The sequence below is a fragment of the Flavivirga amylovorans genome, from assembly GCF_030540875.1.
GTDB classification, from domain to species: domain Bacteria; phylum Bacteroidota; class Bacteroidia; order Flavobacteriales; family Flavobacteriaceae; genus Flavivirga; species Flavivirga amylovorans.
Window position 1 is genome coordinate 284,226 of record NZ_JAUOEM010000003.1, and the last position, 24,234, is coordinate 308,459.

General features: G+C 32.3%; 22 protein-coding genes. 13 read left to right on the forward strand and 9 right to left on the reverse strand.

The features are described 5' to 3' along the window. Positions 1 to 14: 14 nt before the first annotated feature. Positions 15 to 1,703: a gamma-glutamyltransferase gene (ggt, locus tag Q4Q39_RS09665; protein ID WP_303282229.1), complete on the reverse strand. Its 1,689-nt coding sequence runs from the start codon at positions 1,701 to 1,703 to the stop codon at positions 15 to 17. 3 nt (positions 1,704 to 1,706) lie between these two features. Next, on the reverse strand, positions 1,707 to 2,300 hold the full coding sequence (locus Q4Q39_RS09670; RefSeq protein ID WP_303282230.1) for an acyl carrier protein phosphodiesterase: 594 nt from the start codon (positions 2,298 to 2,300) through the stop codon (positions 1,707 to 1,709). 135 nt (positions 2,301 to 2,435) lie between these two features. Here Q4Q39_RS09670 and glmM point away from each other — a divergent pair, with 135 nt between their 5' ends. Next, positions 2,436 to 3,824 carry a phosphoglucosamine mutase gene (glmM, locus tag Q4Q39_RS09675; RefSeq protein WP_303282231.1) on the forward strand — a complete coding sequence of 463 codons (1,389 nt, stop codon included), beginning with the start codon at positions 2,436 to 2,438 and terminating at the stop codon, positions 3,822 to 3,824. Positions 3,825 to 4,045: 221 nt separating this feature from the next. Here glmM and Q4Q39_RS09680 read toward each other — a convergent pair whose 3' ends face one another. Next, positions 4,046 to 4,915, reverse strand: a complete 870-nt coding sequence (locus Q4Q39_RS09680; RefSeq protein ID WP_303282232.1) for a lysophospholipid acyltransferase family protein — start codon at positions 4,913 to 4,915, stop codon at positions 4,046 to 4,048. A gap of 61 nt (positions 4,916 to 4,976) precedes the next feature. Between Q4Q39_RS09680 and Q4Q39_RS09685 the strand changes: the two genes are divergently transcribed. From Q4Q39_RS09685 to cmk, 4 genes are all read left to right on the forward strand, one after another. Beyond that, on the forward strand, positions 4,977 to 5,627 hold the full coding sequence (locus Q4Q39_RS09685) for a rhomboid family intramembrane serine protease (protein ID WP_303282233.1): 651 nt from the start codon (positions 4,977 to 4,979) through the stop codon (positions 5,625 to 5,627). Positions 5,628 to 5,884: 257 nt separating this feature from the next. Next, positions 5,885 to 8,335, forward strand: coding sequence for an endopeptidase La (lon, locus tag Q4Q39_RS09690; RefSeq protein WP_303282234.1), 2,451 nt, complete (start codon positions 5,885 to 5,887; stop codon positions 8,333 to 8,335). Positions 8,336 to 8,443: 108 nt separating this feature from the next. Beyond that, entirely contained in the window at positions 8,444 to 9,463 is a 1,020-nt protein-coding gene (gene porQ / locus Q4Q39_RS09695) for a type IX secretion system protein PorQ (RefSeq protein WP_303282235.1), read from the forward strand. A gap of 176 nt (positions 9,464 to 9,639) precedes the next feature. Beyond that, positions 9,640 to 10,335 (forward strand): (d)CMP kinase, encoded by a 696-nt coding sequence (gene cmk, locus Q4Q39_RS09700; protein WP_303282236.1) that lies wholly within the window; start codon positions 9,640 to 9,642, stop codon positions 10,333 to 10,335. A 313-nt stretch (positions 10,336 to 10,648) separates the two neighbouring features. On the opposite strand, the gene Q4Q39_RS09705 is transcribed toward cmk, so the two are convergent. Further along, a complete protein-coding gene (locus Q4Q39_RS09705; protein WP_303282237.1) occupies positions 10,649 to 11,029 on the reverse strand; it encodes a LysM peptidoglycan-binding domain-containing protein in 381 nt (126 codons plus the stop codon). A 394-nt stretch (positions 11,030 to 11,423) separates the two neighbouring features. Between Q4Q39_RS09705 and rpsA the strand changes: the two genes are divergently transcribed. The 6 genes from rpsA (at position 11,424) to Q4Q39_RS09735 (ending at position 16,673) form a co-directional block, all read left to right on the forward strand. Then, entirely contained in the window at positions 11,424 to 13,256 is a 1,833-nt protein-coding gene (rpsA, locus tag Q4Q39_RS09710; protein ID WP_303282238.1) for a 30S ribosomal protein S1, read from the forward strand. Between the two features lie 176 nt (positions 13,257 to 13,432). Beyond that, a complete protein-coding gene (gene pyrR, locus Q4Q39_RS09715) occupies positions 13,433 to 13,972 on the forward strand; it encodes a bifunctional pyr operon transcriptional regulator/uracil phosphoribosyltransferase PyrR (RefSeq protein WP_303282239.1) in 540 nt (179 codons plus the stop codon). Between the two features lie 56 nt (positions 13,973 to 14,028). After that, the gene (locus Q4Q39_RS09720) at positions 14,029 to 14,958 is read left to right on the forward strand and encodes an aspartate carbamoyltransferase catalytic subunit (protein ID WP_303282240.1); all 930 of its coding nucleotides are present in this window, start codon (positions 14,029 to 14,031) and stop codon (positions 14,956 to 14,958) included. A gap of 3 nt (positions 14,959 to 14,961) precedes the next feature. Further along, complete coding sequence (locus tag Q4Q39_RS09725) at positions 14,962 to 15,294, forward strand: ribonuclease Z (RefSeq protein WP_303282241.1); 333 nt, start codon at positions 14,962 to 14,964, stop codon at positions 15,292 to 15,294. Between the two features lies 1 nt (position 15,295). Continuing rightward, positions 15,296 to 15,766: a DUF3291 domain-containing protein gene (locus Q4Q39_RS09730; protein WP_303282242.1), complete on the forward strand. Its 471-nt coding sequence runs from the start codon at positions 15,296 to 15,298 to the stop codon at positions 15,764 to 15,766. A 1-nt stretch (position 15,767) separates the two neighbouring features. After that, positions 15,768 to 16,673 (forward strand): ribonuclease Z, encoded by a 906-nt coding sequence (locus Q4Q39_RS09735; protein WP_303282243.1) that lies wholly within the window; start codon positions 15,768 to 15,770, stop codon positions 16,671 to 16,673. Here Q4Q39_RS09735 and Q4Q39_RS09740 read toward each other — a convergent pair. Next, a complete protein-coding gene (locus tag Q4Q39_RS09740; RefSeq protein WP_303282244.1) occupies positions 16,663 to 17,082 on the reverse strand; it encodes a hypothetical protein in 420 nt (139 codons plus the stop codon). The genes Q4Q39_RS09735 and Q4Q39_RS09740 overlap by 11 nt on opposite strands. 188 nt (positions 17,083 to 17,270) lie before the next feature. After that, the gene (locus Q4Q39_RS09745) at positions 17,271 to 17,690 is read right to left on the reverse strand and encodes a hypothetical protein (protein WP_303282245.1); all 420 of its coding nucleotides are present in this window, start codon (positions 17,688 to 17,690) and stop codon (positions 17,271 to 17,273) included. A 94-nt stretch (positions 17,691 to 17,784) separates the two neighbouring features. Between Q4Q39_RS09745 and pdxH the strand changes: the two genes are divergently transcribed. Next, on the forward strand, positions 17,785 to 18,432 hold the full coding sequence (gene pdxH / locus Q4Q39_RS09750; RefSeq protein WP_303282246.1) for a pyridoxamine 5'-phosphate oxidase: 648 nt from the start codon (positions 17,785 to 17,787) through the stop codon (positions 18,430 to 18,432). Between the two features lie 164 nt (positions 18,433 to 18,596). Continuing rightward, a complete protein-coding gene (locus Q4Q39_RS09755) occupies positions 18,597 to 19,094 on the forward strand; it encodes a CAP domain-containing protein (RefSeq protein ID WP_303282247.1) in 498 nt (165 codons plus the stop codon). A gap of 261 nt (positions 19,095 to 19,355) precedes the next feature. Here Q4Q39_RS09755 and Q4Q39_RS09760 read toward each other — a convergent pair whose 3' ends face one another. From Q4Q39_RS09760 to Q4Q39_RS09770, 3 genes are all read right to left on the reverse strand, one after another. Beyond that, positions 19,356 to 21,284: an OmpA family protein gene (locus Q4Q39_RS09760; protein ID WP_303282248.1), complete on the reverse strand. Its 1,929-nt coding sequence runs from the start codon at positions 21,282 to 21,284 to the stop codon at positions 19,356 to 19,358. A gap of 86 nt (positions 21,285 to 21,370) precedes the next feature. Next, positions 21,371 to 23,287: an OmpA family protein gene (locus Q4Q39_RS09765; protein WP_303282249.1), complete on the reverse strand. Its 1,917-nt coding sequence runs from the start codon at positions 23,285 to 23,287 to the stop codon at positions 21,371 to 21,373. A 13-nt stretch (positions 23,288 to 23,300) separates the two neighbouring features. Beyond that, positions 23,301 to 24,227, reverse strand: coding sequence for a PorP/SprF family type IX secretion system membrane protein (locus tag Q4Q39_RS09770; RefSeq protein WP_303282250.1), 927 nt, complete (start codon positions 24,225 to 24,227; stop codon positions 23,301 to 23,303). Positions 24,228 to 24,234 lie beyond the last annotated feature (7 nt).

Here is a 24,234-nt window from a genome sequence, read left to right on the forward strand (position 1 = left end):
ATAAAAGAAATACTCTAAAAACCGACAGCAGTATCATCACCTCGATGATCTGCACCGCCCTCTAACAAGTTATCGTCTAAAACAAGTATTCCGTCGACCTTGCCAATTACAGGAGAATCTTTTTCGTTTATAGTATATCCTAGTTGTTTAAGTTGAGAAGTCAATGTGCTATCAAATGAATTTGGTTCCATTCTAATTTCATCTGGTAACCATTGGTGATGAAAACGAGGGGCATCTACTGCTTCCTGCATGGTCATATTATACTCATGTACATTGAGGATAGTTTGTAAAACAGAGGTTATGATGGTGGACCCACCAGGTGTTCCGACGGCCATGAACAATTTACCATTTTTCTCAACAATAGTAGGAGTCATAGCGCTTAACATGCGTTTTTCAGGGAGTATACTATTGGCATCACCACCTATGAGTCCAAACATATTAGGAACACCAGGTTTGCTGCTAAAATCGTCCATTTCATTGTTTAAAAAGAAACCTAAATCTGAGCAATATAATTTTGAACCGTAAGCACCATTTATAGTTGTGGTTACAGATACAGCATTGCCAAATTGATCGATAATAGAGTAGTGGGTGGTTTCATCGCTTTCAATGACTTGAACATTGCCATGCGATACATCTTTTGATGCCGTTGCTTTTTCAAAAGAAAAACTCTGCATTCTATCTTTTAAATAGGTTTTACTTATTAATGTATCACCTGGAATATTGACAAAATCTGGATCTCCTAAATAAAAACTCCTATCAGCATAAGCTCTGCGTTCTGCTTCTGTAATAACTTGAATCGATTTAACAGAATTATGTCCGAAATCGTCTAAATCATACGGTTCAATCATGGTCATTATTTGCGCTAAACAAATACCTCCACTGGATGGTGGTGACATAGAAATAATTTTTAAATCATCATACATAAATGTCGTTGGTGTACGCCATTTAGCGGTGTATTTTGCCAGATCTTCTTCGGTAAGAATACCACCATTTTCTTGAATAAACCTTACCAGTCGTTTAGCTGTTTCACCTTTATAAAATTCATTTTTTCCATGATCTAAAATACGTTCTAATGTTTTAGCAAGCGCAGGATACTTTATGGTATCGCCCATTTTCCATACTTTGTTAAATAGAATAGAATCTTTATTAGCTTTAAAAAAATAGGGCTGATATCTTTTTATTTTGGCTTCTTGCTTTTTGGTAACAATAATCCCTTTGTTAGCTAAATTAATAGATGGTTTTATAATGTCTTCTAAAGGTAAGCTGCCAAATTTTTCATGAACAGCAAAGATGCCGGCTACAGATCCGGGTACTCCAACTGCCATAGCTCCTAGGGTACTTTTTTCAGGAATAACGTCTCCGTTCTCATTCAGATACATGTCTTTAGTAGCTGCTAATGGTGCTTTTTCTCTATAATCTAAAGCTCCTATCTCACCATTAGATTTTCGATATACCATAAAACCACCACCTCCTATGTTTCCTGCATACGGGTAGGCAACAGCTAAAGCTAATTGCATGGCAGCCATAGCATCAAACGCATTGCCTCCTTTTTTAAGAATGGCACTACCAATTTCTGAAGCTTCAGCTCTTGCAGAGACTACCATGGCATTTTTTGTTATTAACCCTGTCTTTTTGGGCTCGACCGTTTTTTTACATGAAGTATAAAGGATGCATAATAAGATTATATAAAGTAGTCGTTTCATAATTTATGCTTTGCTTAATTCTTTAAGTGTTTGTTTCGAAAAGGTAATTAATTCATTGAAAAACATCGTAAATTCATTTTCAAATTCTTTATAGAACGCTTCAAGTTCAACGATGGCTTCATTCATTGCAGATCTATTTTTAGTTCTTCTATTCATCCCATCTAAAACTCTGGATATCCCATCGATAGATGCGTAACTTAATAACCAATTATTGGCTATCATGTATGGCATTATCTTTTGTATTCTTGAAGGCAGTATGTTATAATGTTCTTCTAAAGAATCATAAAAAGAGGCCACGTATTTGTCCAAAGGAACTGTACTGTACTTATGCCAGTTTTTAGCAAGAAAATGATCGTAAAGAATATCGACAATAACACCTGAGTAATGCCCGTATTTTTCGTGTAATCTTTTGGTGCTTATTCTAACGGTTTTATGAGCATCTGTAAAAGTATCTATATTTCGATGTAATAAGATACCAATTTGAATGTCTTTAGGATACGTTTTATAGTCTTTTCCTTTTATGCCATCAGCAATAAAATTGCCAATAGTAATTAAATCATTTTCTCCCGAAAGATAAATATGCGCTAAGTAGTTCATTTGTGAAATTTACGAATTCAAATTTTAGGAAGGTATTTTAACTTTAAAATTCTTCTATTTGTCATTTTTTAAGTCTAATTAAAATACAAGCTAAAAAAAATATGTAGGTTTGCTAAAATTTTGAAAAATAACAACATGACACTTATAAAATCAATTTCAGGAATTAGAGGAACTATTGGCGGACAGGTAGGAGAAAATTTGACACCTATAGATGCTGTTAAATTTGCAGGAGCCTATGGTACTTGGCTAAAACAGAATAGAGAAAAAGAAAACTATCGTGTAGTTGTTGGTAGAGATGCTCGTATTTCTGGCAAAATGATCCAAAACTTAGTAATGAATACATTAGTAGGTATGGGGATTCATGTTATTGATTTAGGACTTTCTACAACACCAACAGTAGAAGTTGCAGTACCTATGGAACATGCAGACGGCGGTATTATATTAACAGCAAGTCATAACCCAAAACAATGGAATGCTTTAAAATTACTAAATGAAAAAGGGGAGTTTTTGGATGCTATCGAAGGTGCTAAAATTTTAGATATAGCAGAAAGCAATAATATGAATTTTGCAGATGTTGATAGTTTAGGGAAAATAACAAAAAACAAAGCGTACATAGATTTACATATTATTGAGGTTTTAGATTTACCATTAGTCACAGTAAAGCCTATTGAACAGGCACGTTTTAGAGTTGTAGTAGATGGTGTGAATTCAACAGGAGGTATAGCAATTCCATTACTTTTAGAACGATTAGGTGTCGATGTTATAAAACTGTATTGTGAGCCTAATGGGGAGTTTCCACATAACCCTGAGCCTTTAAAAGAGCATTTGACAGATTTATCTGATGCTGTAAAAAAACATGGTGCTGATTTTGGTATTGTAGTAGACCCAGACGTGGATCGTTTAGCTTTTATGGATGAAAATGGAGAGATGTTTGGAGAGGAATATACTTTGGTAGCTTGTGCAGATTACGTCTTGAGCAAAACACCAGGTAATACTGTTAGCAATATGAGTTCTACAAGAGCATTACGAGATGTTACCGAAAAACATGGTGGTACTTACGAAGCTAGTGCGGTAGGAGAGGTGAATGTTGTAAAGCTTATGAAGAAGAATAACGTTGTTATTGGAGGAGAAGGTAATGGAGGTATTATTTACCCTGAATCTCATTATGGGCGTGATGCATTGGTTGGAGTTGCTTTGTTTTTAAGTTTACTGGCCGAAAAAAATATAAGTGTTAGTGAACTTAGAAAAACATATCCTAATTACTTTATGAGTAAGAAGAAGATTCAATTAACACCGGATTTAGATGTTGATGGTATTTTAAGTACCATAGAAGATCGTTACAAAAATGAACAGTTAACGACTATTGATGGTGTAAAAATAGATTTCCCCGAAAGTTGGGCACACCTTCGTAAAAGTAATACGGAACCTATTATTAGAATTTATACTGAAGCAAAATCTCAAAAGGAAGCAGATGCATTGGCTGATAAATTTATTGAAGAGATAGGCACTATTGCCAACTCATAATACTATCGAATCATATAATAATTATGAGGCTGTCTAAAAAAGTGTCATTCAGAATGAAATGAAGAATCTCTTTAAATTAAACATTTTGAATACCAGCGTATTGAGATTTTTCGGCTGCGCTCAAAATGACAACTTATAGACTTTCTAGACAGCCTCTTTTTTGTACTACAGTTTTGTGATTTAAGTAAAGTATAAATTATAGAACTTGCTATGAAGGATTATTATTTTTTATGTTTCCAGCGTTTATGAGTCCAGAAATAATATTCAGGAGCTTCATGAATTTGCTTTTCTACTTCTTTAAGAAATAGATCTGTTAACTCATAATCTTTATACTTATTAGAGTCTTCTGCAAGTGTTATAATTTCAGCTTCATAAAATCCTCGTTTTACTTTGTTTACTTTTAAGTAAGCAGTAGATAAATCTAATTTTTTTGCTAAACGTTCTGCACCAGTAAAACATGGCGTTTTAATTCCCATAAACTGGCTCCAATATACATCTTTGGTTAGTTTGGGTGATTGATCGCTTAAAAAACCAGTAATACTTTTTATACCGTTGGACTCGGTTTGGTTTATAATACTTATGGTTTCTTTAGTACTAATAAGCGTTGTGTTGAATTTGGATCGTATGTCTCTAATTAACTTATCAAAATATGGATTTGCTAGTTTTTTATAAACAGCCAGCCCTTTAAAGTTTATATAATTCTGAAGTACTATAGACCACTCCCAACTGGCATAATGACCAAAAATTAAAATAATGCTTTTATTTAAAGATTCTAAACGTTTAAACTCTTCTGGATTGTTAATTTTAAAACGTTTTTTTAACTCTTTTTCAGAAATTGACATGGTTTTTGCCATTTCCAGAAACATATCACATAAATGTTTATAGAATTTTTTTCTAATAACAGCTATTTCTTTATCTGTTTTTTCAGGGAAAACAAGTCTTAAATTGTTGTTGACCACCTTTTTTCTATAACCTATTATGCGGTATAGTAATACGTAAAGACCATCAGAAACTAGATACAATAATTTAAAAGGTAATCTGGATGTCATCCATAAAAAAGGATAAACAATAATATAAATTAGAAATTGCATTAATTAATTTAGATTTGTAGTGGCAAATATATGTTAAATAGATTTTAAACGATTATTCTAAATGGGCAAATTAGACTTGGTTACCATAATTATAATAGCGGCAAATGTAATCATATCCTATAAAGGTTTTGGCGATTATAGTTTTTTTGATAAGTATAAATTTCATGTAGGTAGTGTACGAAGAGGCGAGCAAATTAGAATGTTTAGTTCAGGATTTTTGCATGTAGATATGCAGCATTTATTGTTTAATATGATTACGCTGTACTTTTTTGCAGGTGTTGTTATTACACTTTTAAATCCACTATATTTTGTGTTAATTTATTTAGGGAGCTTGGTTATAGGAAGTTTACTTTCTTTATATTTCCATAAAAATGAATACCATTATAGTGCTGTTGGTGCTAGTGGTGCTGTTACTGGAATTTTATACGCCGCTATTTTATTACGACCAGAAATGGACTTGTATGTGTTTTTTATCCCAATTCCCATACCAGCTTATGTTTTCGGAATAGGGTATTTGTTGTATTCTATTTATGGAATGAAAAACAGAATAGGTAATATAGGACATGATGCGCATTTTGGCGGTGCTATAGGGGGGTACGTTATTACTTTGGTGCTATCGCCTAGATTGTTTGAAACCAATTTGCTAATGATAGGTTTATTGGCAATACCAATAGTCTTATTATTTGTTTTGAAGAAAATGGGGAAGGTGTAAACTGTTAGATATTAACTCAGTTTTCAGATTGCAAAATCATCCTTGTGTTTTTGAAAAAGTATTTCTTTTAAACTTTCTTTAGAAATTAAAAATAATTAAAAGCATTTTATACTGTGGCATAGCTATTGAATTTATAGTAGTAATGTATATCGTTATTCATGATTTAAGTAGCTGATATTCATTGGTTTAGTTTTTTATAAAACAATTATAATAAATGATCAATTCTGTTTTAATGACAGATTGACCTAAATATATATATGAAGAAATCTAATTTTATAGCCCTTGACAGTTTGTCATTACAGGAATTTGATGAAAACTCAGAATTAATTCCACTAATGACACCAGAAGATGAAGAAGCCATCAATAATGAGGAATTACCAGAAACCCTCCCTATATTATCATTACGAAATACGGTATTGTTTCCTGGAGTAGTGATTCCTATTACTGCAGGTAGAGATAAATCTATTAAACTAATAAATGATGCAAATAAAGGCGGAAAAGTTATTGGTGTAGTGTCTCAAAAAGATGAATCTGTAGAAAACCCAACTGCAAAAGATATTAATGAAACAGGTACTGTTGCAAGAATTTTACGTGTTTTAAAAATGCCAGATGGTAACGTAACGGTTATCATTCAAGGAAAAAAACGTTTTAAAGTGGCAGAGGTTCTTACTGAAGAACCATACATGAATGCGACTATTAGAGACTTGGCAGAAGCAAAGCCTGCGGTTAACAACAAAGAGTTTTCAGCAATTATAGATTCCATAAAGGATTTGGCACTAGAGATTATTAAAGAAAGTCCAAATATTCCTAGTGAAGCTTCTTTCGCTATAAAGAATATAGAAAGCAATTCATTTTTAATAAACTTTGTGTCTTCTAATATGAATCTTTCGGTAGCTGAAAAGCAGGCGCTTTTAGAGATGGATGATCTTAAAAAGCGTGCTTTGGCTACACTTAAGTTTATGAATGTTGAGTTTCAAAAATTAGAGCTTAAGAATGATATTCAGTCTAAAGTTCAAATGGACATGAGTCAGCAACAAAGAGAATATTTCTTGCATCAACAAATGAAAACCATTCAAGAAGAATTGGGAGGTGTTAGTCATGATGAAGAGCTTGAAGAAATGAAGTTACGTGCTAGTGAGAAGCAATGGGATGAGCAAGTAGCAAAACATTTTGATAAAGAAATAGCTAAGATGCAACGTATGAATCCGCAAGTTGCAGAATACTCTATTCAACGTAATTATTTAGAGCTATTTTTAGATTTGCCTTGGAATGAGTTTAGTACGGATAAATTCGATTTAAAACATGCTAAAAAGGTTTTAGATAGAGATCATTTTGGATTAGAAGACGTAAAAAGAAGAATCATAGAATATCTAGCGGTATTAAAACTACGTAATGATATGAAATCACCTATTTTATGTCTATACGGGCCACCGGGAGTAGGTAAAACATCATTAGGGAAGTCTATAGCAGAAGCCTTAGGTAGGGAATATGTACGTATTTCGTTAGGAGGGTTACGTGATGAAGCCGAAATTAGAGGGCATCGTAAAACCTATATAGGAGCTATGCCCGGGCGAATTATTCAAAGCTTAAAGAAAGCAGGAACGTCTAACCCCGTTTTTGTTTTAGATGAAATAGATAAACTATCTAATTCACATCAAGGAGACCCATCATCTGCTATGTTAGAGGTTTTAGACCCTGAGCAAAATAGTGAGTTCTATGATAATTTCTTAGAAATGGGATACGACCTTTCTAAGGTTATGTTTATAGCAACATCAAATAGCTTATCTACCATTCAGCCAGCATTACGTGACCGTATGGAGATTATTAATGTAACTGGTTATACTATCGAAGAAAAAGTTGAAATAGCAAAGCGTCATTTATTACCAAAGCAATTAAAAGAACATGGTTTAAATACTGATCATTTAAAGATTGGTAAAGCACAGTTAGAGAAGATTGTAGAGGGCTATACACGTGAATCTGGTGTTCGTGGTTTAGAAAAACAAATTGCAAAAATGGTACGCTATGCAGCCAAAAATATTGCAATGGAAGAAGATTATAATATTAAAGTGTCTAACGAAGATGTTGTTGAGGTCTTAGGGGGCGCTAAATTAGAACGTGATAAATATGAAAATAATAATGTGGCTGGAGTTGTTACGGGATTGGCCTGGACTCGTGTTGGTGGCGATATTCTATTTATTGAATCTATTTTATCAAAAGGAAAAGGCGCACTTACTATTACCGGAAACCTAGGTAAAGTAATGAAAGAATCTGCTACCATCGCTATGGAGTATATTAAATCTAATGCAGACCATTTTGGAATAGATGCGACTATCTTCGACAAGTATAATGTACATATTCATGTACCAGAAGGCGCAACACCAAAAGATGGGCCAAGTGCTGGAGTTACTATGCTAACATCATTAGTGTCTTTATTTACACAAAAAAAGGTAAAGAAAAGTTTAGCTATGACTGGAGAGATTACACTCCGTGGAAAAGTGCTTCCAGTTGGAGGCATTAAAGAAAAGATACTAGCTGCCAAGCGTGCACGTATAAAAGAGATTTTATTGTGTGAAGAGAATAGACGCGATATAGAAGAAATAAAAGCAGATTATTTAAAAGGGTTAACATTTCATTATGTAACAGATATGAGTGATGTTATTAAAATAGCACTGACAACCCAAAAAGTAAAGCATGCTAAAAAGCTTTAAAACGGCACAAGAAAAGGCCTCGATTTATTTCGAGGTTTTTTTTATGGTTTAAAATAAAAGATACCTACCATCGTTTTAAGATAGATTTACTTACTTTGTGCCGTAAATATGCTAAAGAAAATTATCACTTTTTTTTGTTTGTCTTGTAGTTCTCTTATTATTGCTCAGGTAGGGGGTGAAACGACGTATCAATTTCTTAATTTGATATCGTCACCAAGGCAAGCAGCATTAGGAGGTAAGATACTAACCAATGTTGATTACGATGTCACCCAAGGACTTTTTAATCCAGCAACTATTAATGTTGACATGGATAATCAATTGGCAGTAAATTACACAAGTTATTTGGGTGGTATTGGGTATGGTACAGCTTCTTATGCATATACTGTAGATAGGCGTACCCGAACACTTCATGCAGGTATTACCTATATTAATTATGGTTCGTTTGATGGTTATGACGAGAATGGTGTTAGTACAGGGACATTTTCAGGTAATGAAGCAGCGCTTTCTTTGGGATATGCACTTCAAATAGGTTATTCCGATTTTTATTTTGGGGCTAATCTCAAACTTATTACTTCAAAATTAGAACAATATAATTCTTTTGGTGTGGCAGCAGATTTAGGTTTGATATATATAAATGAAGACTTGGATTTTAATGCTGCTTTAGTTGTGAGAAATGCAGGAACTCAAATTACTACCTATGCAGGACTTAATGAACGATTACCATTTGAAGTTGCTTTTGGAATGACCCAACGGTTAGAAAATGTTCCTATCCGTTGGCATATTACTTTAGAGAACTTACAACAATGGCCAATAACTAGACCAAATCCAGCTCGATCGGTTAGTGATTTAGGAGGAGAACAATCAAATGAGAAAATTGGATTTTTAGGACAAGTAATAAGACATACTATTATTGGAGCAGAACTATTTCCAGAAGGTGGTTTTAATATCAGACTTGGTTATAACTTTCGAAGAGGTGAAGAGTTGCGCATTGTAGATCAGCGTAATTTTTCAGGAATATCTGCTGGGATTTCTATTAAAATGAATAAAATGCGTTTTAGTTATACGCATGCCAGATATACCAGTGCCGCTAATTCAAACTTTTTTGGATTGCAAATAGATTTACGTTGATGCTTGTTTAGTCTCAGTATTCAGTGTTCAGTTTCAGTAATCATCAGTATATTTAGTATTTGCTTTCCCCTAACAAGAAAAAAATAAGTGCTCAAGGCCGTATTAAATATAAATTATAAGAATTAGTTTTCTTGCTTAAAGCGCTTTAAGTATTTTTGGTACTTCAAATATAAAAAATGAATAAAATTACAATAGCTATAGATGGGTTTTCCTCAACAGGTAAGAGTACTGTGGCTAAGCAGCTTGCAAAGCATTTAGGTTATGTATATGTTGATACAGGTGCTATGTATCGAGCTGTTACATTTTATGCAATGGAAAATGCGCTTATTAATGATAATAGGTTTAACGTAAAAGGTCTTGTTTCTCAATTACCAAACATTGAAATAAGTTTTAAATTTAGTGAGGTTGCTGGTTATGCAGAGGTGTATTTAAATGGTGTTAATGTTGAGAAAAAAATAAGGACATTAGAAGTTTCTGGTTTTGTTAGTAAAGTGGCCGCTATTTCTGAAGTTAGACAAAAGTTAGTAGATCAACAACAGGAAATGGGTAAGAGTAAAGGCGTCGTTATGGACGGACGAGATATTGGAACCGTAGTTTTTCCTAAAGCTGACCTTAAACTATTTATGATAGCTTCTGCTGAAACACGAGCTAAAAGGCGTTATGATGAACTTACCAATAGAGGAGATGATATTAAATATGAAGACGTCTTAAAAAATGTTCAAGAACGCGATTATTTAGATTCTAATAGGGAAGATTCTCCATTGGTTAAAGCCAAAGATGCTATTGAAATAGATAATTCAAATATGACACCAACTGAACAGTTCGATAAAATCTTAAGTTTAGTTAATATGACACTTGAAAGTTTAGAATAGAAACTTGTATTTTTTTATCTCTATTTTGATCTTTAAATTAATAGAACTTCTAGCTGTGTTTTTATAAACATTATTTCAGTATACTTTCTAAAACTTTTCAATTGTATAACAATGATTTTGCTAGTTTAGCATAGAAACTGGCGTTAGTTTAAATATAAGCTTTATCAACAAGTATTGTAGAAGGGCTAAAATTAATACGAAAACTAAAATGTCGTAAATAGCATGCTTCTAGTAAGACAAAAGAGGCAGTCTAAAAAGACAGCCTCTTTTATTTAGGGATTTTAAATGTTCTAAATACTAGAACATATAAATATTATAGATTAGGAATAATCAATTCTTGATCAGGATGTATTAAATCCGGGTTTTTTAAAATATCAGAATTTGCTTTAAAAATATCTTGGTATTTTGATGCGTTTCCATAATATTGTATAGCTATTTTTCCTAAAGTTTCTCCACTTTTAACCGTGTGCCTGTGAAAAACACTTTCATCGGCAACTTTAATGTCTGCTTTAATGTCTGTTGGGTTTTCGCCTCCAATTTCTTTTATTTTATCCCATATAAGGTTTTTTTCATAAGGAGTATTGGCCGTTCCCCAAACCTTTAAAATGCCATTTTCCTCTTTTACATCACCGTTTTGAATGTTTAAAGATTCTCCCAAATCTAATACTGATTGGTATTTTGCTCTCATAGTCATAAGTGTTAATTTTAATAATTTATTCTGTTTACAATATAATAAATTTCTTATTGTAAAATTTATTTATTTAAAGATTAAGTTTTTATTCTGAACTCATCTTGACTTTTTGTTTTTAACCGAAAATGAGATGAAATTTGTTCAGATGAGCCATTTTTTAGGAAATAGAAAAAGTCAAGATGAGTTCTCTATGTATTTTGACACAAAAAAACATAAAAGTCACATAAAAGTTTATGTATCAAAAATTAGGCAGGTTTACTGAAAAAATGTATTTTTGCACTCCTTTTAGCAAATCATCGGAGAGATAAAAGGGATTGACTTATAACTTAAAATAACACTTCTGTGTGTTCATTGCATAAATCTTCCGAAGCATACAGAATACAAATTTAATCAGCACATGGCTGAAAAAGCAAAACAAGCTGAAGTTGAAGCAACAGAAGCTCCAACAAAAGAAGCTCCAGTGGTCTCTGAAGCTCAGGCAAATCCAGAAAAATTCTTAAAAGAGTTCAATTGGCACAATTACCAAGAAGGTATTGATGAAGTTGATGATAAACAACTTAAAGAATTTGAAAAATTAGTAGCAGAAAATTTCGTTGATACGCTTAATGATGAGGTTGTTGAAGGTACTGTAGTCCACATTTCTGATAGAGATGCAATTATTGATATCAATGCAAAATCTGAAGGTGTTATTTCTTTAAACGAATTCCGTTACAATCCTAACTTAGCAGTTGGTGATAAAGTAGAAGTATTAATTGATGTTCGTGAAGATGCAACAGGACAATTAGTATTATCTCACAGAAAAGCACGTGTTATTAAAGCTTGGGATCGCGTTAATGCGGCTCATGATACAGGTGAAATCGTTAATGGTTTTGTTAAATGCAGAACTAAAGGTGGTATGATTGTAGATGTTTTTGGAATTGAAGCATTCTTACCAGGTTCTCAAATTGATGTTAAACCAATTAGAGATTACGATCAGTATGTAAATAAAACTATGGAATTTAAAGTTGTTAAAATCAACCACGAATTCAAAAACGTAGTAGTATCTCATAAAGCACTTATTGAAGCTGATATTGAAATACAGAAAAAAGAAATCATTGGTCAATTAGAAAAAGGACAAGTATTAGAAGGTGTTGTTAAAAACATTACTTCTTACGGTGTATTTATTGATCTTGGTGGTGTTGATGGTTTAGTTCATATCACAGATTTATCTTGGTCTAGAATTAACCATCCAAATGAAATTGTAGAATTAGATCAAAAACTTAATGTTGTAATCCTTGATTTTGATGAAAACAAATCAAGAATCCAATTAGGATTAAAACAATTAAGCAAACACCCATGGGAAGCTCTTGCAGAAGAGGTGAAAGTTGGTGATAAAGTAAAAGGTAAAGTAGTTGTTATTGCTGATTACGGTGCGTTTATTGAAGTAGCTGATGGCGTTGAAGGATTAATTCACGTATCTGAAATGTCATGGTCTACACATTTACGCTCAGCTCAAGATTTCGTTTCTGTAGGAGATGAGGTTGAAGCTGTTATCTTAACTCTTGATAGAGAAGATCGTAAAATGTCTCTTGGTATTAAGCAATTAACTCCAGATCCATGGACAGATATTACAGGTAAATACCCATTAGCATCTAAGCATACAGGTGTTGTACGTAACTTTACAAACTTTGGTGTATTTGTTGAATTAGAAGAAGGTATTGACGGATTGATTTATATCTCGGATTTATCTTGGACTAAGAAAATCAAGCACCCATCTGAGTTCTGTGCCGTAGGAGATAAGTTAGAAGTTATTGTATTAGAGTTAGATGTTGAAGGACGTAAACTAAGTTTAGGTCACAAACAAACAACTGATAATCCTTGGGATAAATATGAAACAGAATTCGCTTTAGAAACTGTTCATAATGCTGCTATTGCTGAAATAGTTGATAAAGGAGCTACTATTGAATTTAACGAAGATATCGTTGCTTTTGTACCTTCTCGTCATCTTGAAAAAGAAGACGGAAGCAAACTTAAGAAAGGTGAAGCTGCAGAATTCAAAATCATTGAATTTAATAAAGAGTTTAAACGTGTTGTAGCGTCTCACACAGCTGTATTCAAGGCTGAAGAGGTTGCTAACGTTAAAGCAGCAGTTAAGAAAGCAGCTAGTGCAGCAGCAGAAGCAAAACCAACTTTAGGTGATGCTAATGATGCTTTACAAGCTCTTAAAGATAAAATGGACGGAAAAGCGTAATTAAAAAACTTTTTCATTTCCGTAAAAACGGAAATCTATTTATAAAATTAAAGCCTTCAGGAAACTGAAGGCTTTTTTGTTTTTAATTGATTGCCTAAGTGAAGTGTTAACTTTTATGTTTCTACTTCTAAAATTTTGCATTATCTTTGTGCTCCAAACACGTTTGGATAGAATATATGAGTCAAAAAGTTTTACTTAACGCAAAAGAGGTAAACATCATTCTTCACCGATTGGCTTGTCAACTTATTGAAAAACATACCGATTTTTCTAATACCGTTTTAATTGGTTTACAGCCTAGAGGTGTCTTTTTAGCAGATAGGTTAGCGAAGGTTTTAGAAGATCATTACAAGGTTAAAAACATTCAATTAGGACATCTGGATATTACATTCTATAGAGATGATTTCCGTAGAGGAGACAAAACGCTTGAAGCAAATACGACAAAACTTAATTTTTTAGTTGAGGACAAGAACATTGTCTTTATAGATGATGTTTTATATACGGGACGTAGTATTAGAGCTGCTTTAACAGCTATTCAATCTTTTGGAAGACCAAATGAAATAGAATTATTAACGCTAATTGATAGGCGTTTTAGTAGACATTTGCCCATACAACCAGATTATAGGGGGAGACAAGTGGATGTTATAAATAATGAAAAAGTAAAAGTAAATTGGGAAGAACATGATAATGAAGATTCCGTTTATTTAATTGAAAAGTAATCGTTTTTCTGGAATAAAAGCCATTAAAAACAACAGCTAACTGAATAATAAAAAGCATGAGTGAATTAAGTGTCAATCACTTATTAGGAATAAAATATCTTAAAGAACAAGATATCCAACTTATTTTTGAAACTGCCGATCATTTTAAAGAAGTGATTAATAGACCTATTAAAAAAGTACCTTCGCTTAGAGATATTACCATTGCAAACCTTTTCTTTGAAAATTCAACAAGAACAAAATTATCATTTGAATTAGCTGAAAAAAGATTATCTGCAGATGTTATCAATTTTTCATCAGCACAATCTTCAGTAAAGAAAGGGGAGACGTTAATTGATACTGTTAACAACATCTTATCTATGAAAGTGGATATGGTTGTTATGAGGCATCCAAATCCAGGAGCAGGTGTCTTTTTATCAAAACATATCAATGCCAGTATTATTAATGCAGGTGATGGGGCTCATGAGCATCCAACGCAAGCACTTTTAGATTCATATTCAATAAGAGAAAAACTAGGCGATGTTAATGGAAAGAAAGTCGTTATAGTAGGAGATATTCTTCATAGTCGTGTAGCACTTTCAAATATTTTTGCACTACAACTTCAAGGCGCACAAGTGATGGTTTGTGGACCAAAAACATTGTTGCCAAAGTACATTGGAGATCTTGGAGTAAAAGTTGAAACAAACTTACGTAAAGCATTAAATTGGTGTGATGTAGCTAATATGTTACGTGTGCAGAATGAGCGTATGGATATTAGTTATTTTCCATCAACCAGAGAGTATACACAACAGTTTGGAATCAATAAAGAATTATTAGATTCATTAGATAAGGAAATTACGATCATGCATCCAGGCCCTATCAATAGGGGTGTGGAAATTACTAGCGATGTTGCCGATTCGAAACAATCCATTATCCTAGACCAAGTTCAAAATGGTGTAGCTATAAGAATGGCAACTATATATTTATTAGCGTCCAAAATAAAACAGTAGATTATGATTTTAGACCAAAACGGAAACACTTCTATAATCACACAAGAAAAAGCCACGATTATAGAATTGGTTAAGAAATTACAGGCTTTATACCCAAAATTTAAAAACAACAACATTATTGTGGTTTTAACAGCTTTAAATAAATTGGGTTTGCAAGATATAGTTGAGTTTCTTGAAGTATCAAATATACATCGAGCATCTAAACAGTCTTTTGTAATTGTTTCAAATAATATTAATTTAGATAATATTCCAGACGAAATTATTGTAGTGCCAACTATTCAAGAGGCTTATGATATTATTGAAATGGAAGAAATGGAACGTGACCTAGGATTTTAATATGAGTGAATTACATCTTGCACAAGTAAACATTGCAAAAAGATTAGCCCCAATGGACGATCCTATCATGCAAGATTTTGTAAATAATTTGGATAGAATTAATGCTTTAGCCGATGAAAGCGAAGGTTTTGTATGGCGTTTAAAAGACGAAGACAAGGATTTAGGAACTCAAGTTTTTCAAGACAATGAATTACTTATTAATATATCTGTATGGGAAAATCTAGAAACATTATTTAATTATACTTATAAATCAGGTCATATAGAAGTATTTAAGCGAAAAAAAGAATGGTTTAGTAAAATGAAAATGATACATATGGCATTTTGGTACATCCCTAAAGGTTACGAACCCACGTTTCAAGATGCTAAAAATAGGTTAGATTATTTAAATAAACACGGTGATACACCTTATGCTTTTAGTTTTAAAAGTAAATTTACTCCATCAGATTCATTAAATTACAAACCTCTTTTGTAATATGCAGCTCACGATTTTAGGTTGTTATAGTGCAACACCAAGAACACTAAACAATACGACATCACAAGTATTGGAGATTAACAACCATATGTTTTTAATAGATTGTGGAGAAGGTACGCAAGTGCAACTTCGTAAGCATAAAATAAAATTCAATCGTATTAAACACATATTTATATCGCATTTACATGGCGATCATTTTTTTGGTCTAGTCGGTTTGATATCAACTTTTAGACTGCTAACCAGGGAAGCAGATTTACATATTTATGGTCCAAAGGGAATTAAAGAAGTCGTTATTCTTCAAATGAAATTGGCAGACTCCTGGACTAATTATAATCTTATATTTCATGAGTTAACTTCTAATAAGTCAGAATTGATTTTTGAAGATGAAAAGGTTCTGGTTCATACAGTTCCATTAAGCCATAGGGTTTATACTAATGGGTTTTTATTTCAAGAAAAGGAAGGAGATCGCAAGTTAAAAATTGACGAGGTTAAAGCTGCAAATATCAATGTTGCTTATTACAGAAAGCTAACCCAAGGCTTTGATGTTGTAAACGAAGATGGAGAAACAATAAAGAATAAATCTGTTACAAAAGCCGGTATAAAGCCTAAAAGCTATGCGTTTTGCAGTGATACTATGTACAAAGAAGATATAGTACCTATTATAAAAAATGTCGATGTGCTATATCATGAATCTACTTTTTTAGAAAAACACGCTCATTTAGGCCCAAAAACAAAGCACTCTACAGCAAAAGAAGCTGCTACAATAGCAAAATTAGCTAATGCAGGTACATTATTACTAGGACACTATTCAACGCGTTATGATGGCTTAGATGCTTTTAAAGAAGAAGCTCAAGAAGTTTTTGATAACGTTGAATTATGTGAAGACGGAAAAACTTTTAATTTTTAAGATTTAATTTTTTCAAGTGTTGCACCCATTCTATAGCTTCATCCAAAGATAAACAAGGGTGGATTTTAACTTTTGAAAACCTTTTTTCTAAAGACGCATTCATGTACATTATTTTGCTATAATATACAATAGCACGCTTTTCTATAATGTTATAAGTTTCAATTTTAATCCAATTATGTGGATCAATTGAATATGAATTAATTCTGTTTGATATAAAGTCTAATTTAACATCGTTGCCATAAAACTCTATAATTTCTTTAATGACAAGTTCAAGTTTAGACCAATCAAAATGGACTCCAGCATGCAATTCTGCGATTATAAATTTTTCACAAAAATAGAAGTTACCAAACGGCATTTCTTGTTTATAATAGCTTATGCTATTACAGTAGGTTGAATTTTCAAATTTCATAAGGGGCTATTTATGATGGTGCGAATTTACAACGTTTGATGAAATTTTATGCCTACGAAAACATAAAATTTTGTTATTCTTTTTCTATTACCAGAGTCATAAATAGTTATGGCTAATTTTGATATAATTCTTGCTATTATAAGCAAGAATATTTTATATGCTAAGCCCTGAAATTTTAGGAGTGAAAATTATTTTAGCGCTTCCAAGCTAAGAATCCATTCTATAGCTTCATCTAAAGATTGGCATGGATGAAGATTAACTTTTGAAAACCTTTTCTCTAAAGACGCATTCATATACATCATATCATTGTAATATACAATAGTACCACCTACTACAAAATTGTTGTTATTATACTTTTCAACTTTTGCCCAAATTTGTGGGTCAACGGAGTATGAGTTGATTCTATTAGAAATATAGCCCAGTTTATCTTTTTTATCATAAAAATTTAAAATATCTGTGACTACTTCTTCAATCTTAGGCCAATCAAAATGAATACCAGCATTTAATTCTGAAATTATAAATTTTTCACATAAAAAAAAATTACCAAACGACATTTCTAATTTATAGTAGTTTGTTGTTTTGCTAAAGTGAGAGTTTTCAAATTTCATAAGGTTATTAATTTGGAGAGAGTTCATGCTAAATTACAATGTTTCATGAAATTTTAATGTTTATGAAAACATTATTTTTCGTTATTTTGTATTTATGGAAAAAGATTTAAGCAATTATAGAAAATCTTACGAGAAGCACGAATTACTTTTAAAAGATGTTCCAGAAAATCCAATGGAATTATTCCAAAAATGGTTTCATGAAGTAGATGAATTCTTTGTAGAAGATGAAACTAATGCTATGACAGTTTCTACAATTGGTTTAGATGGTTTTCCAAAGAATAGAGTTGTCCTGCTTAAGCGTTTTACTTATGAAGGCTTTATTTTTTATACAAATTATAACAGTGAAAAAGGGAAAGCGATAACTCAAAACCCAAATGTATGTTTATCCTTTTTTTGGCATGGTGCAGAACGTCAGATTATTATTAAAGGGAAAGCGGAAAAGATTGCTGAGAATTTAAGTGATGGCTACTTTGAGTCTAGACCTAGAGGAAGTCAATTGGGTGCTATTGTTTCAAATCAAAGTGAGGTTATAGAGAGTAGGGATACTATTGAAAAAAGACTTTCGGAATTAGAGAATGAGTTTGAAGGTAAAGAAATACCAAGACCTGATAATTGGGGTGGATATATTATTAAGCCTGTAGAAATTGAGTTCTGGCAAGGTCGCCCAAATCGATTACATGATAGAATAAGATTTATACTACAAAAAGATTATAGTTGGAAAGTTGATCGGTTATCTCCTTAAACAATCGCTGAAAATCATATTATTTTTATTACAAAATGTATTTCGTCGATCAAAAGCATTATTATACGATAAAATACGTGTTTTTAATCGATTTTAACATTTAATTAACATTTACTTCAGAGTAGGCTGCTAATTTTACATCACCTAATCTAAATTACCTACTTATGAAGTCATTAATTAAACTACCATTATTGGTATTGTTTGCTGGGTTGACACTTTCTTCTTGTTCAACAGACAGCATTGATGATAAGGCAGATGCTATTGAATTAAGCCTTATCGAGCAAGAAGCAAAAGACATTGAAATAGAAATACTTAAACTTATTAATGATTATAGAGTATCATTAGATTTAAATGCTTTAAAAGATATGTCCTTAGTTAAATCTGTGGCATTTAGCCATACAGACTATATGGTGGATAATAATAAAGTATCACATGATAACTTTTTTACACGTAGCAATTACTTAAAGTCGAACGCTGGCGCAGAAAAAGTATCTGAAAATGTAGCTTACGGATATAGTTCTGCAGAAACGGTTGTTAAAGCTTGGATTAAAAGTGAAGGACATAGAGGAACTATTGAAGGCGATTTTACAAACTTTGATATTTCAGCAGAGAAGAATGAAAAAGGAAGATGGTATTTTACTAACATCTTTATTAAAAAATAAGATTGCTTTTTAATAGCAATTAAAACATAACCTAATTTAATGTACTAATTTTTAGCGAAATTTGCATGGTTAATTCATGCGATGTAAAATTAAATAGGTTATTTATTGATAACTTAATTGTTATTGAATTTAGCTTTAGGTAAAAAACCCTCTCAGTTTATGGGAGGGTTTTTGTTTTCTATATGTTGTCTTATGGTATGAAAAACCATCGAAAAGTAAAACACTCTTGATGGTTTTTAATTATTATTGAATTTGCTTAAATTATTCCATCTTTACTACAATAAACTGTGTACGTCTGTTTTCTTGATGTTGTTCTTCTGTACAATTAACAGTGCCATCACACTCGTTAGCTAACTTTTGCTTACCATAACCTTTGTGTTCGGTAATTCTAGATGGATCTACACCTTTTTCTACTAAATATTTGTATGTGGCATTTGCTCTATCTATAGATAGTCTATTATTGTATTCTGATGAACCTCTGGAATCTGTATGCGATTCTATTTTAATTACCATGCTTGGATAAGTGTTCATCATTAAGTTAACTATTCTATCTAATTCTACAGTGCCATCTCTTCTAATATCAAACTTATTGAAGTCAAAGTAAATAGGGTAGAGCTCCGTAATTGGAGTTACCTTTTTTACAATATGATTTAGATTAAAGTCTGCAGTTATACTTGTAACTTTATTTTCTACGCCTTTAGAGGTAACATGTCTAGTATCTTCTATATAATCATCTTTTTTGATGTTTACAATATAGTCCGCATCTCTATCTATGTTTATTTCATAGTATCCGTCTTCATCTGTCTTCAAAAGAGCTATTTGTTTATTATCACTATCAAGTAGTGTAACAATGGCATTAGGTACAGGCTCATTTGTAATGACGTCTGTAATGATTCCTTCTATTTTTAATTGAGGGATTCTGTCATAAGCGTAAATATCGTCACCTCCAGCACCACCGTTTCTATTAGATGCAAAATAGCCAGACAGTCCATCTTCATTCATAAAAAATGAGAAATCATCTTTACTAGAGTTTACCGGAACTCCAAGGTTTAAAACACTGATAATATTATTGTTTTTATCTGAAACAGTTCCAAAAATATCTAAAAGACCTAATCCTGGATGGCCGTCGGAAGCAAAGAAAAGAACACCTTCATTGTTAATAAATGGAAACCGTTCGTTTTTATCTGTATTAACCACATTTCCTAAATTCTGAGGGGTGCCAAAAGTACCATCATTATTTATATCTACATGATAAATATCTGTACCTCCAAAACCATCAGGCATGTTAGAAGCAAAATACAACTTCGTTCCATCATTATTTAATGCTGGATGCCCATTAGAAAAATCATCACTATTAAAAGGAAGTTCTTGAATGTTTGTCCACTCATCTTCAATTAAAGAGGCTTTGTAAATTTTAAGGTTTGTCATGCCTTCTTCATCTTTTCCTAGAATATTTTTATTAAAATTATTTCTAGAGAAATATATGGTGTTACCATCTTTTGTTATCGTAATTGGGCCTTCGTGGTAAATAGAATTTATATCGCCTTTAAGTTTAGATTTGTGATCAATAACAACAGTGCTATCATTAGCCTTTTTGTTAGTAACATATATGTCTAAAAAAGGTTCTTCATTCCAACCGTATATATGCTTAGTTGAAACTCCAGTATTTCTGGAAGACGCAAAGTAAATATTACCATTATGCTCGTAAGCTCCAAAATCGCTATATTTTGAATTGAAATTAACATCGGTTAAAAAATATTGCTGTTTTGCATTAAAAATAGAATTAATGAAATCAGAGTCTTTTAAATACCTCTCTTCATTGATGTCTCCACCAGCTTTTTTAAAGCGTCTCATCCAAACACGAGATTCTTTATAGTCTTTAATACCTCTTAACGCTTGAGCGTAATTGTAATAATATGCTATAGGAACATTAGGTTGTTCTACTGCTTTTCTATAATAAACCACTGCGCTGTCTGGATTCCTCAAGAAAGCATAGCTATCTGCTAATTGTCTTGTTGCATAGTCAGCATTAAAGTCCTTTTCTATAAGATTATGATAAACTTGGGCAGCATTAACAAACGAAAATTTGTTAAACAGATTATCTGCCTTTTTTTGAGAACCATATTGTGCAAGAGCTGAAAAGCTCAATAGCAATATAATATTTGTTAAAATATAATTTTTTAATCTCATGGGGTCATTAGTTTTAATTAAAAACCTATACTATAAGTGATAGCTTTTGTTTATTTAAACTCGGTCGGTCAATGCCAAGTTGTTTGTTATTCCATCTTTACAACTATAAATTGAGTACGTCTGTTTAATTGATGGTCTTTTTCTTCACAATCCTCACCATCTTCACAACCATTGGTTAATCTACGTTCACCAAAACCTTGGTGCTCAGTAATTCTTTCAGGAGCAATACCTTTAGAAATTAAATATTCGTAAGTTGAATTTGCTCGATCTATAGATAATTTATCATTGTATGTTAGATTACCTCTTGAATCGGTATGAGATTCAATTCGAATGACCATATCCGGATAATCGTTTTGCATTAGACTAACTATTTTATCTAGTTCTAAGGCAGCATCTTTTCTAATATTATACTGATTGAAATCAAAATAAATCGTGTTCAATTCGGCAAGCTTTATAACATTTGGAGTTGGATTCAACAATAAATTAGCTGTAATAGTAGTAAGCTCAGTTTGAATGTTTTTTGATGTAAACTCTCTGTAATCGTCTATATATTTATCTTGATTGGCAACAATTTTATAGTCTTGGTTTCTATCTATGTTTATTTGATAATAGCCATTTTCATCTGTTTTCATGTAGGCAATTTGGTTGCCTTTATCATCATATAATTTAATTATAGAATTTGGTACTGGATTTGTATTAATAGCATCAGTTACCACACCTTCTACATGTAAAACAGGCTTTCTGTGGTATGCGTAAATATCATCATCTCCACGTCCTCCTTTTCTGTTTGATGCAAAATATCCTGTGATACCGTTTTCATTCATTGTAAATGAAAAATCATCTTTATTGGAGTTTACTGGAACTCCCAAATTTATAACATCTACAATCCCACCGTCTTCATCTTTAATCGTTCCGAAAATATCATATAAACCTAAACCAGGGTGTCCATCTGATGAGAAGAATAAAACCCCTTCATTATTAATAAAAGGAAAGCCTTCAGAACTTTCTGTGTTTACAACATTACCTATATTTTGAGGTTCTCCTAGCGTCCCATCAATATTAATATCTACTACATAGATATCTGAACCACCATAGCCACCTGGTCTGTCTGATGAAAAGTATAGTTTAGTCTCATCAACATTTAAAGCAGCATGTTGTGTAGAAAAATCATCACTATTTATTGAAAGGTCTTCTATATTTGTCCATATACTATCTTGCAATGTTGCTCTGTATATTTTCATGTTTGTTAACCCTTTTTTGTCCTTTTTTTCAATATCTTCTGTGAAGTTATTTCTAGAAAAGTACATGGTATGACCGTTTTTCGTAATGGTTACTGGTCCGTCATGATAAATAGAATTTACATCGCCTTTTACTTTAGCCGTATGGTCTACATTTTTTTTAGTTCCAACGTCTGCGACATAAATATCTAAAAAGGGTTGTTCATTCCAACCATATAGACGTTTTATAGAAACACCTTCATCTCGGGTAGAGGCAAAATATACCTTACCATTTCGTTCAAAAGCTCCAAAGTCACTAAACTTTGAGTTGAAACGAATTCTGTCTAAAAAGTATTGTTGTTTAGCACCAAAGACACTGGTAATAAAGTTTACATCTTTTGAAAAGTCATTAGAATTTACGACACCTCCAGAATCTTTAAAACGCTGTAACCAAACTTGAGAGTCGTCATATTTTTTCATCCCACGCAGTGATTGTGCATATTTATAGTAATACTCAATAGGCACATTTTTTTGTTTAACAACATTTTTATAAAACCTTGAAGCATTTCTAGGGTCTCTTAAAAAAGCGTAGCAATCTGCTAATTGACGAGTTGCATAGTCTTTGTTATAATTATTTTGAATAAGCTCTCTATAAACTTTAGCAGCTTTTACAAAAGAGAATTTATTGAATAATGTATCGGCTCTTTTCTGTTTTCCTTGTTGAGAAAGAGCAGAAAAGCTTAACATTAGAGCGATACAGACTAATATGTAATTTTTAGTTTTCATGTAAAAAATCTTATTAGAAATATCTAGGTGATTTTAATTTTGAGCTTAAGAATTTAAACTCATACATAAGTAATATTTCGTGAGTTCCTGTAGTATATCTGGCTATGTCGGAAATTGGTTTTTCGTAAGCATAACCTACTCGTAGTTGTCTTGAAACTTGAAAGTCTACTATACCGCCAATAGCAGCAGTTTGTTCATTGATTCTGTAAGACCCACCTAGCCAAAATTTCTCTTTAAATAAGAAATTAGCCGTAATATCATATGATATTGGAGCCCCATTGGTCGCTTTTATTAAACCAGCCGGTTTGAATTTAAAGTTCTTGCTTAGATCTATAACACCACCAAGCGTAAAATAGTAACTTACACGTTCTAAAGCTTTGTAGTCTCCTTGGCTATTTTCATCCGTGTTTAATATTCTAGGTGCAGATAGTCCTGCATAAAATCTGTTGGTATGGTAATATACACCAGCACCAAAATTAGGAGCCCAACGATTTTCTGTTCCACTAAAAAATGGATCTGTAACAATGGATGGATCATTTATAAAATCCTGATCAAAACTATAAAGAGTTGCTCCACCCTTTACACCAAATGCCAATTTTCCGGTTTTTCCTGTAGGGATCGTATATGAAAAGTCTCCATAAAGGTATGAGTAGTTTTGTGGGCCTAAATCATCTTCGATAAAAGATAAACCTAAACCGATTCTATCGTTTCTAAGCGGCGTATGTATAGAAAGTGTTTGTGTTATTGGACCTCCTTTAAAACCAACCCATTGGCTTCTATGTAATCCAACTATACTTAATGCTTCTCGACTACCCGCATAAGCTGGATTTATTGAGATTGTATTGTACATGTACTGTGTGAATTGCGGTAATTGTTGTGCAATTCCAACCGTACAGCTTAACAATGCAATAGCGATTATATTATATTTTATAAGTTTCATAGGTTAT

Excerpts from the sequence above, each read along its gene's own strand:
- ggt (WP_303282229.1), bottom strand. The coding sequence starts at position 1,703 with ATGAAACGACTACTTTATATAATCTTATTATGCATCCTTTATACTTCA.
- Q4Q39_RS09670 (WP_303282230.1), bottom strand. The coding sequence starts at position 2,300 with ATGAACTACTTAGCGCATATTTATCTTTCGGGAGAAAATGATTTAATT.
- glmM (WP_303282231.1), top strand. The coding sequence starts at position 2,436 with ATGACACTTATAAAATCAATTTCAGGAATTAGAGGAACTATTGGCGGA.
- Q4Q39_RS09680 (WP_303282232.1), bottom strand. The coding sequence starts at position 4,915 with ATGCAATTTCTAATTTATATTATTGTTTATCCTTTTTTATGGATGACA.
- Q4Q39_RS09685 (WP_303282233.1), top strand. The coding sequence starts at position 4,977 with ATGGGCAAATTAGACTTGGTTACCATAATTATAATAGCGGCAAATGTA.
- lon (WP_303282234.1), top strand. The coding sequence starts at position 5,885 with ATGAAGAAATCTAATTTTATAGCCCTTGACAGTTTGTCATTACAGGAA.
- porQ (WP_303282235.1), top strand. The coding sequence starts at position 8,444 with ATGCTAAAGAAAATTATCACTTTTTTTTGTTTGTCTTGTAGTTCTCTT.
- cmk (WP_303282236.1), top strand. The coding sequence starts at position 9,640 with ATGAATAAAATTACAATAGCTATAGATGGGTTTTCCTCAACAGGTAAG.
- Q4Q39_RS09705 (WP_303282237.1), bottom strand. The coding sequence starts at position 11,029 with ATGACTATGAGAGCAAAATACCAATCAGTATTAGATTTGGGAGAATCT.
- rpsA (WP_303282238.1), top strand. The coding sequence starts at position 11,424 with ATGGCTGAAAAAGCAAAACAAGCTGAAGTTGAAGCAACAGAAGCTCCA.
- pyrR (WP_303282239.1), top strand. The coding sequence starts at position 13,433 with ATGAGTCAAAAAGTTTTACTTAACGCAAAAGAGGTAAACATCATTCTT.
- Q4Q39_RS09720 (WP_303282240.1), top strand. The coding sequence starts at position 14,029 with ATGAGTGAATTAAGTGTCAATCACTTATTAGGAATAAAATATCTTAAA.
- Q4Q39_RS09725 (WP_303282241.1), top strand. The coding sequence starts at position 14,962 with ATGATTTTAGACCAAAACGGAAACACTTCTATAATCACACAAGAAAAA.
- Q4Q39_RS09730 (WP_303282242.1), top strand. The coding sequence starts at position 15,296 with ATGAGTGAATTACATCTTGCACAAGTAAACATTGCAAAAAGATTAGCC.
- Q4Q39_RS09735 (WP_303282243.1), top strand. The coding sequence starts at position 15,768 with ATGCAGCTCACGATTTTAGGTTGTTATAGTGCAACACCAAGAACACTA.
- Q4Q39_RS09740 (WP_303282244.1), bottom strand. The coding sequence starts at position 17,082 with ATGAAATTTGAAAATTCAACCTACTGTAATAGCATAAGCTATTATAAA.
- Q4Q39_RS09745 (WP_303282245.1), bottom strand. The coding sequence starts at position 17,690 with ATGAAATTTGAAAACTCTCACTTTAGCAAAACAACAAACTACTATAAA.
- pdxH (WP_303282246.1), top strand. The coding sequence starts at position 17,785 with ATGGAAAAAGATTTAAGCAATTATAGAAAATCTTACGAGAAGCACGAA.
- Q4Q39_RS09755 (WP_303282247.1), top strand. The coding sequence starts at position 18,597 with ATGAAGTCATTAATTAAACTACCATTATTGGTATTGTTTGCTGGGTTG.
- Q4Q39_RS09760 (WP_303282248.1), bottom strand. The coding sequence starts at position 21,284 with ATGAGATTAAAAAATTATATTTTAACAAATATTATATTGCTATTGAGC.
- Q4Q39_RS09765 (WP_303282249.1), bottom strand. The coding sequence starts at position 23,287 with ATGAAAACTAAAAATTACATATTAGTCTGTATCGCTCTAATGTTAAGC.
- Q4Q39_RS09770 (WP_303282250.1), bottom strand. The coding sequence starts at position 24,227 with ATGAAACTTATAAAATATAATATAATCGCTATTGCATTGTTAAGCTGT.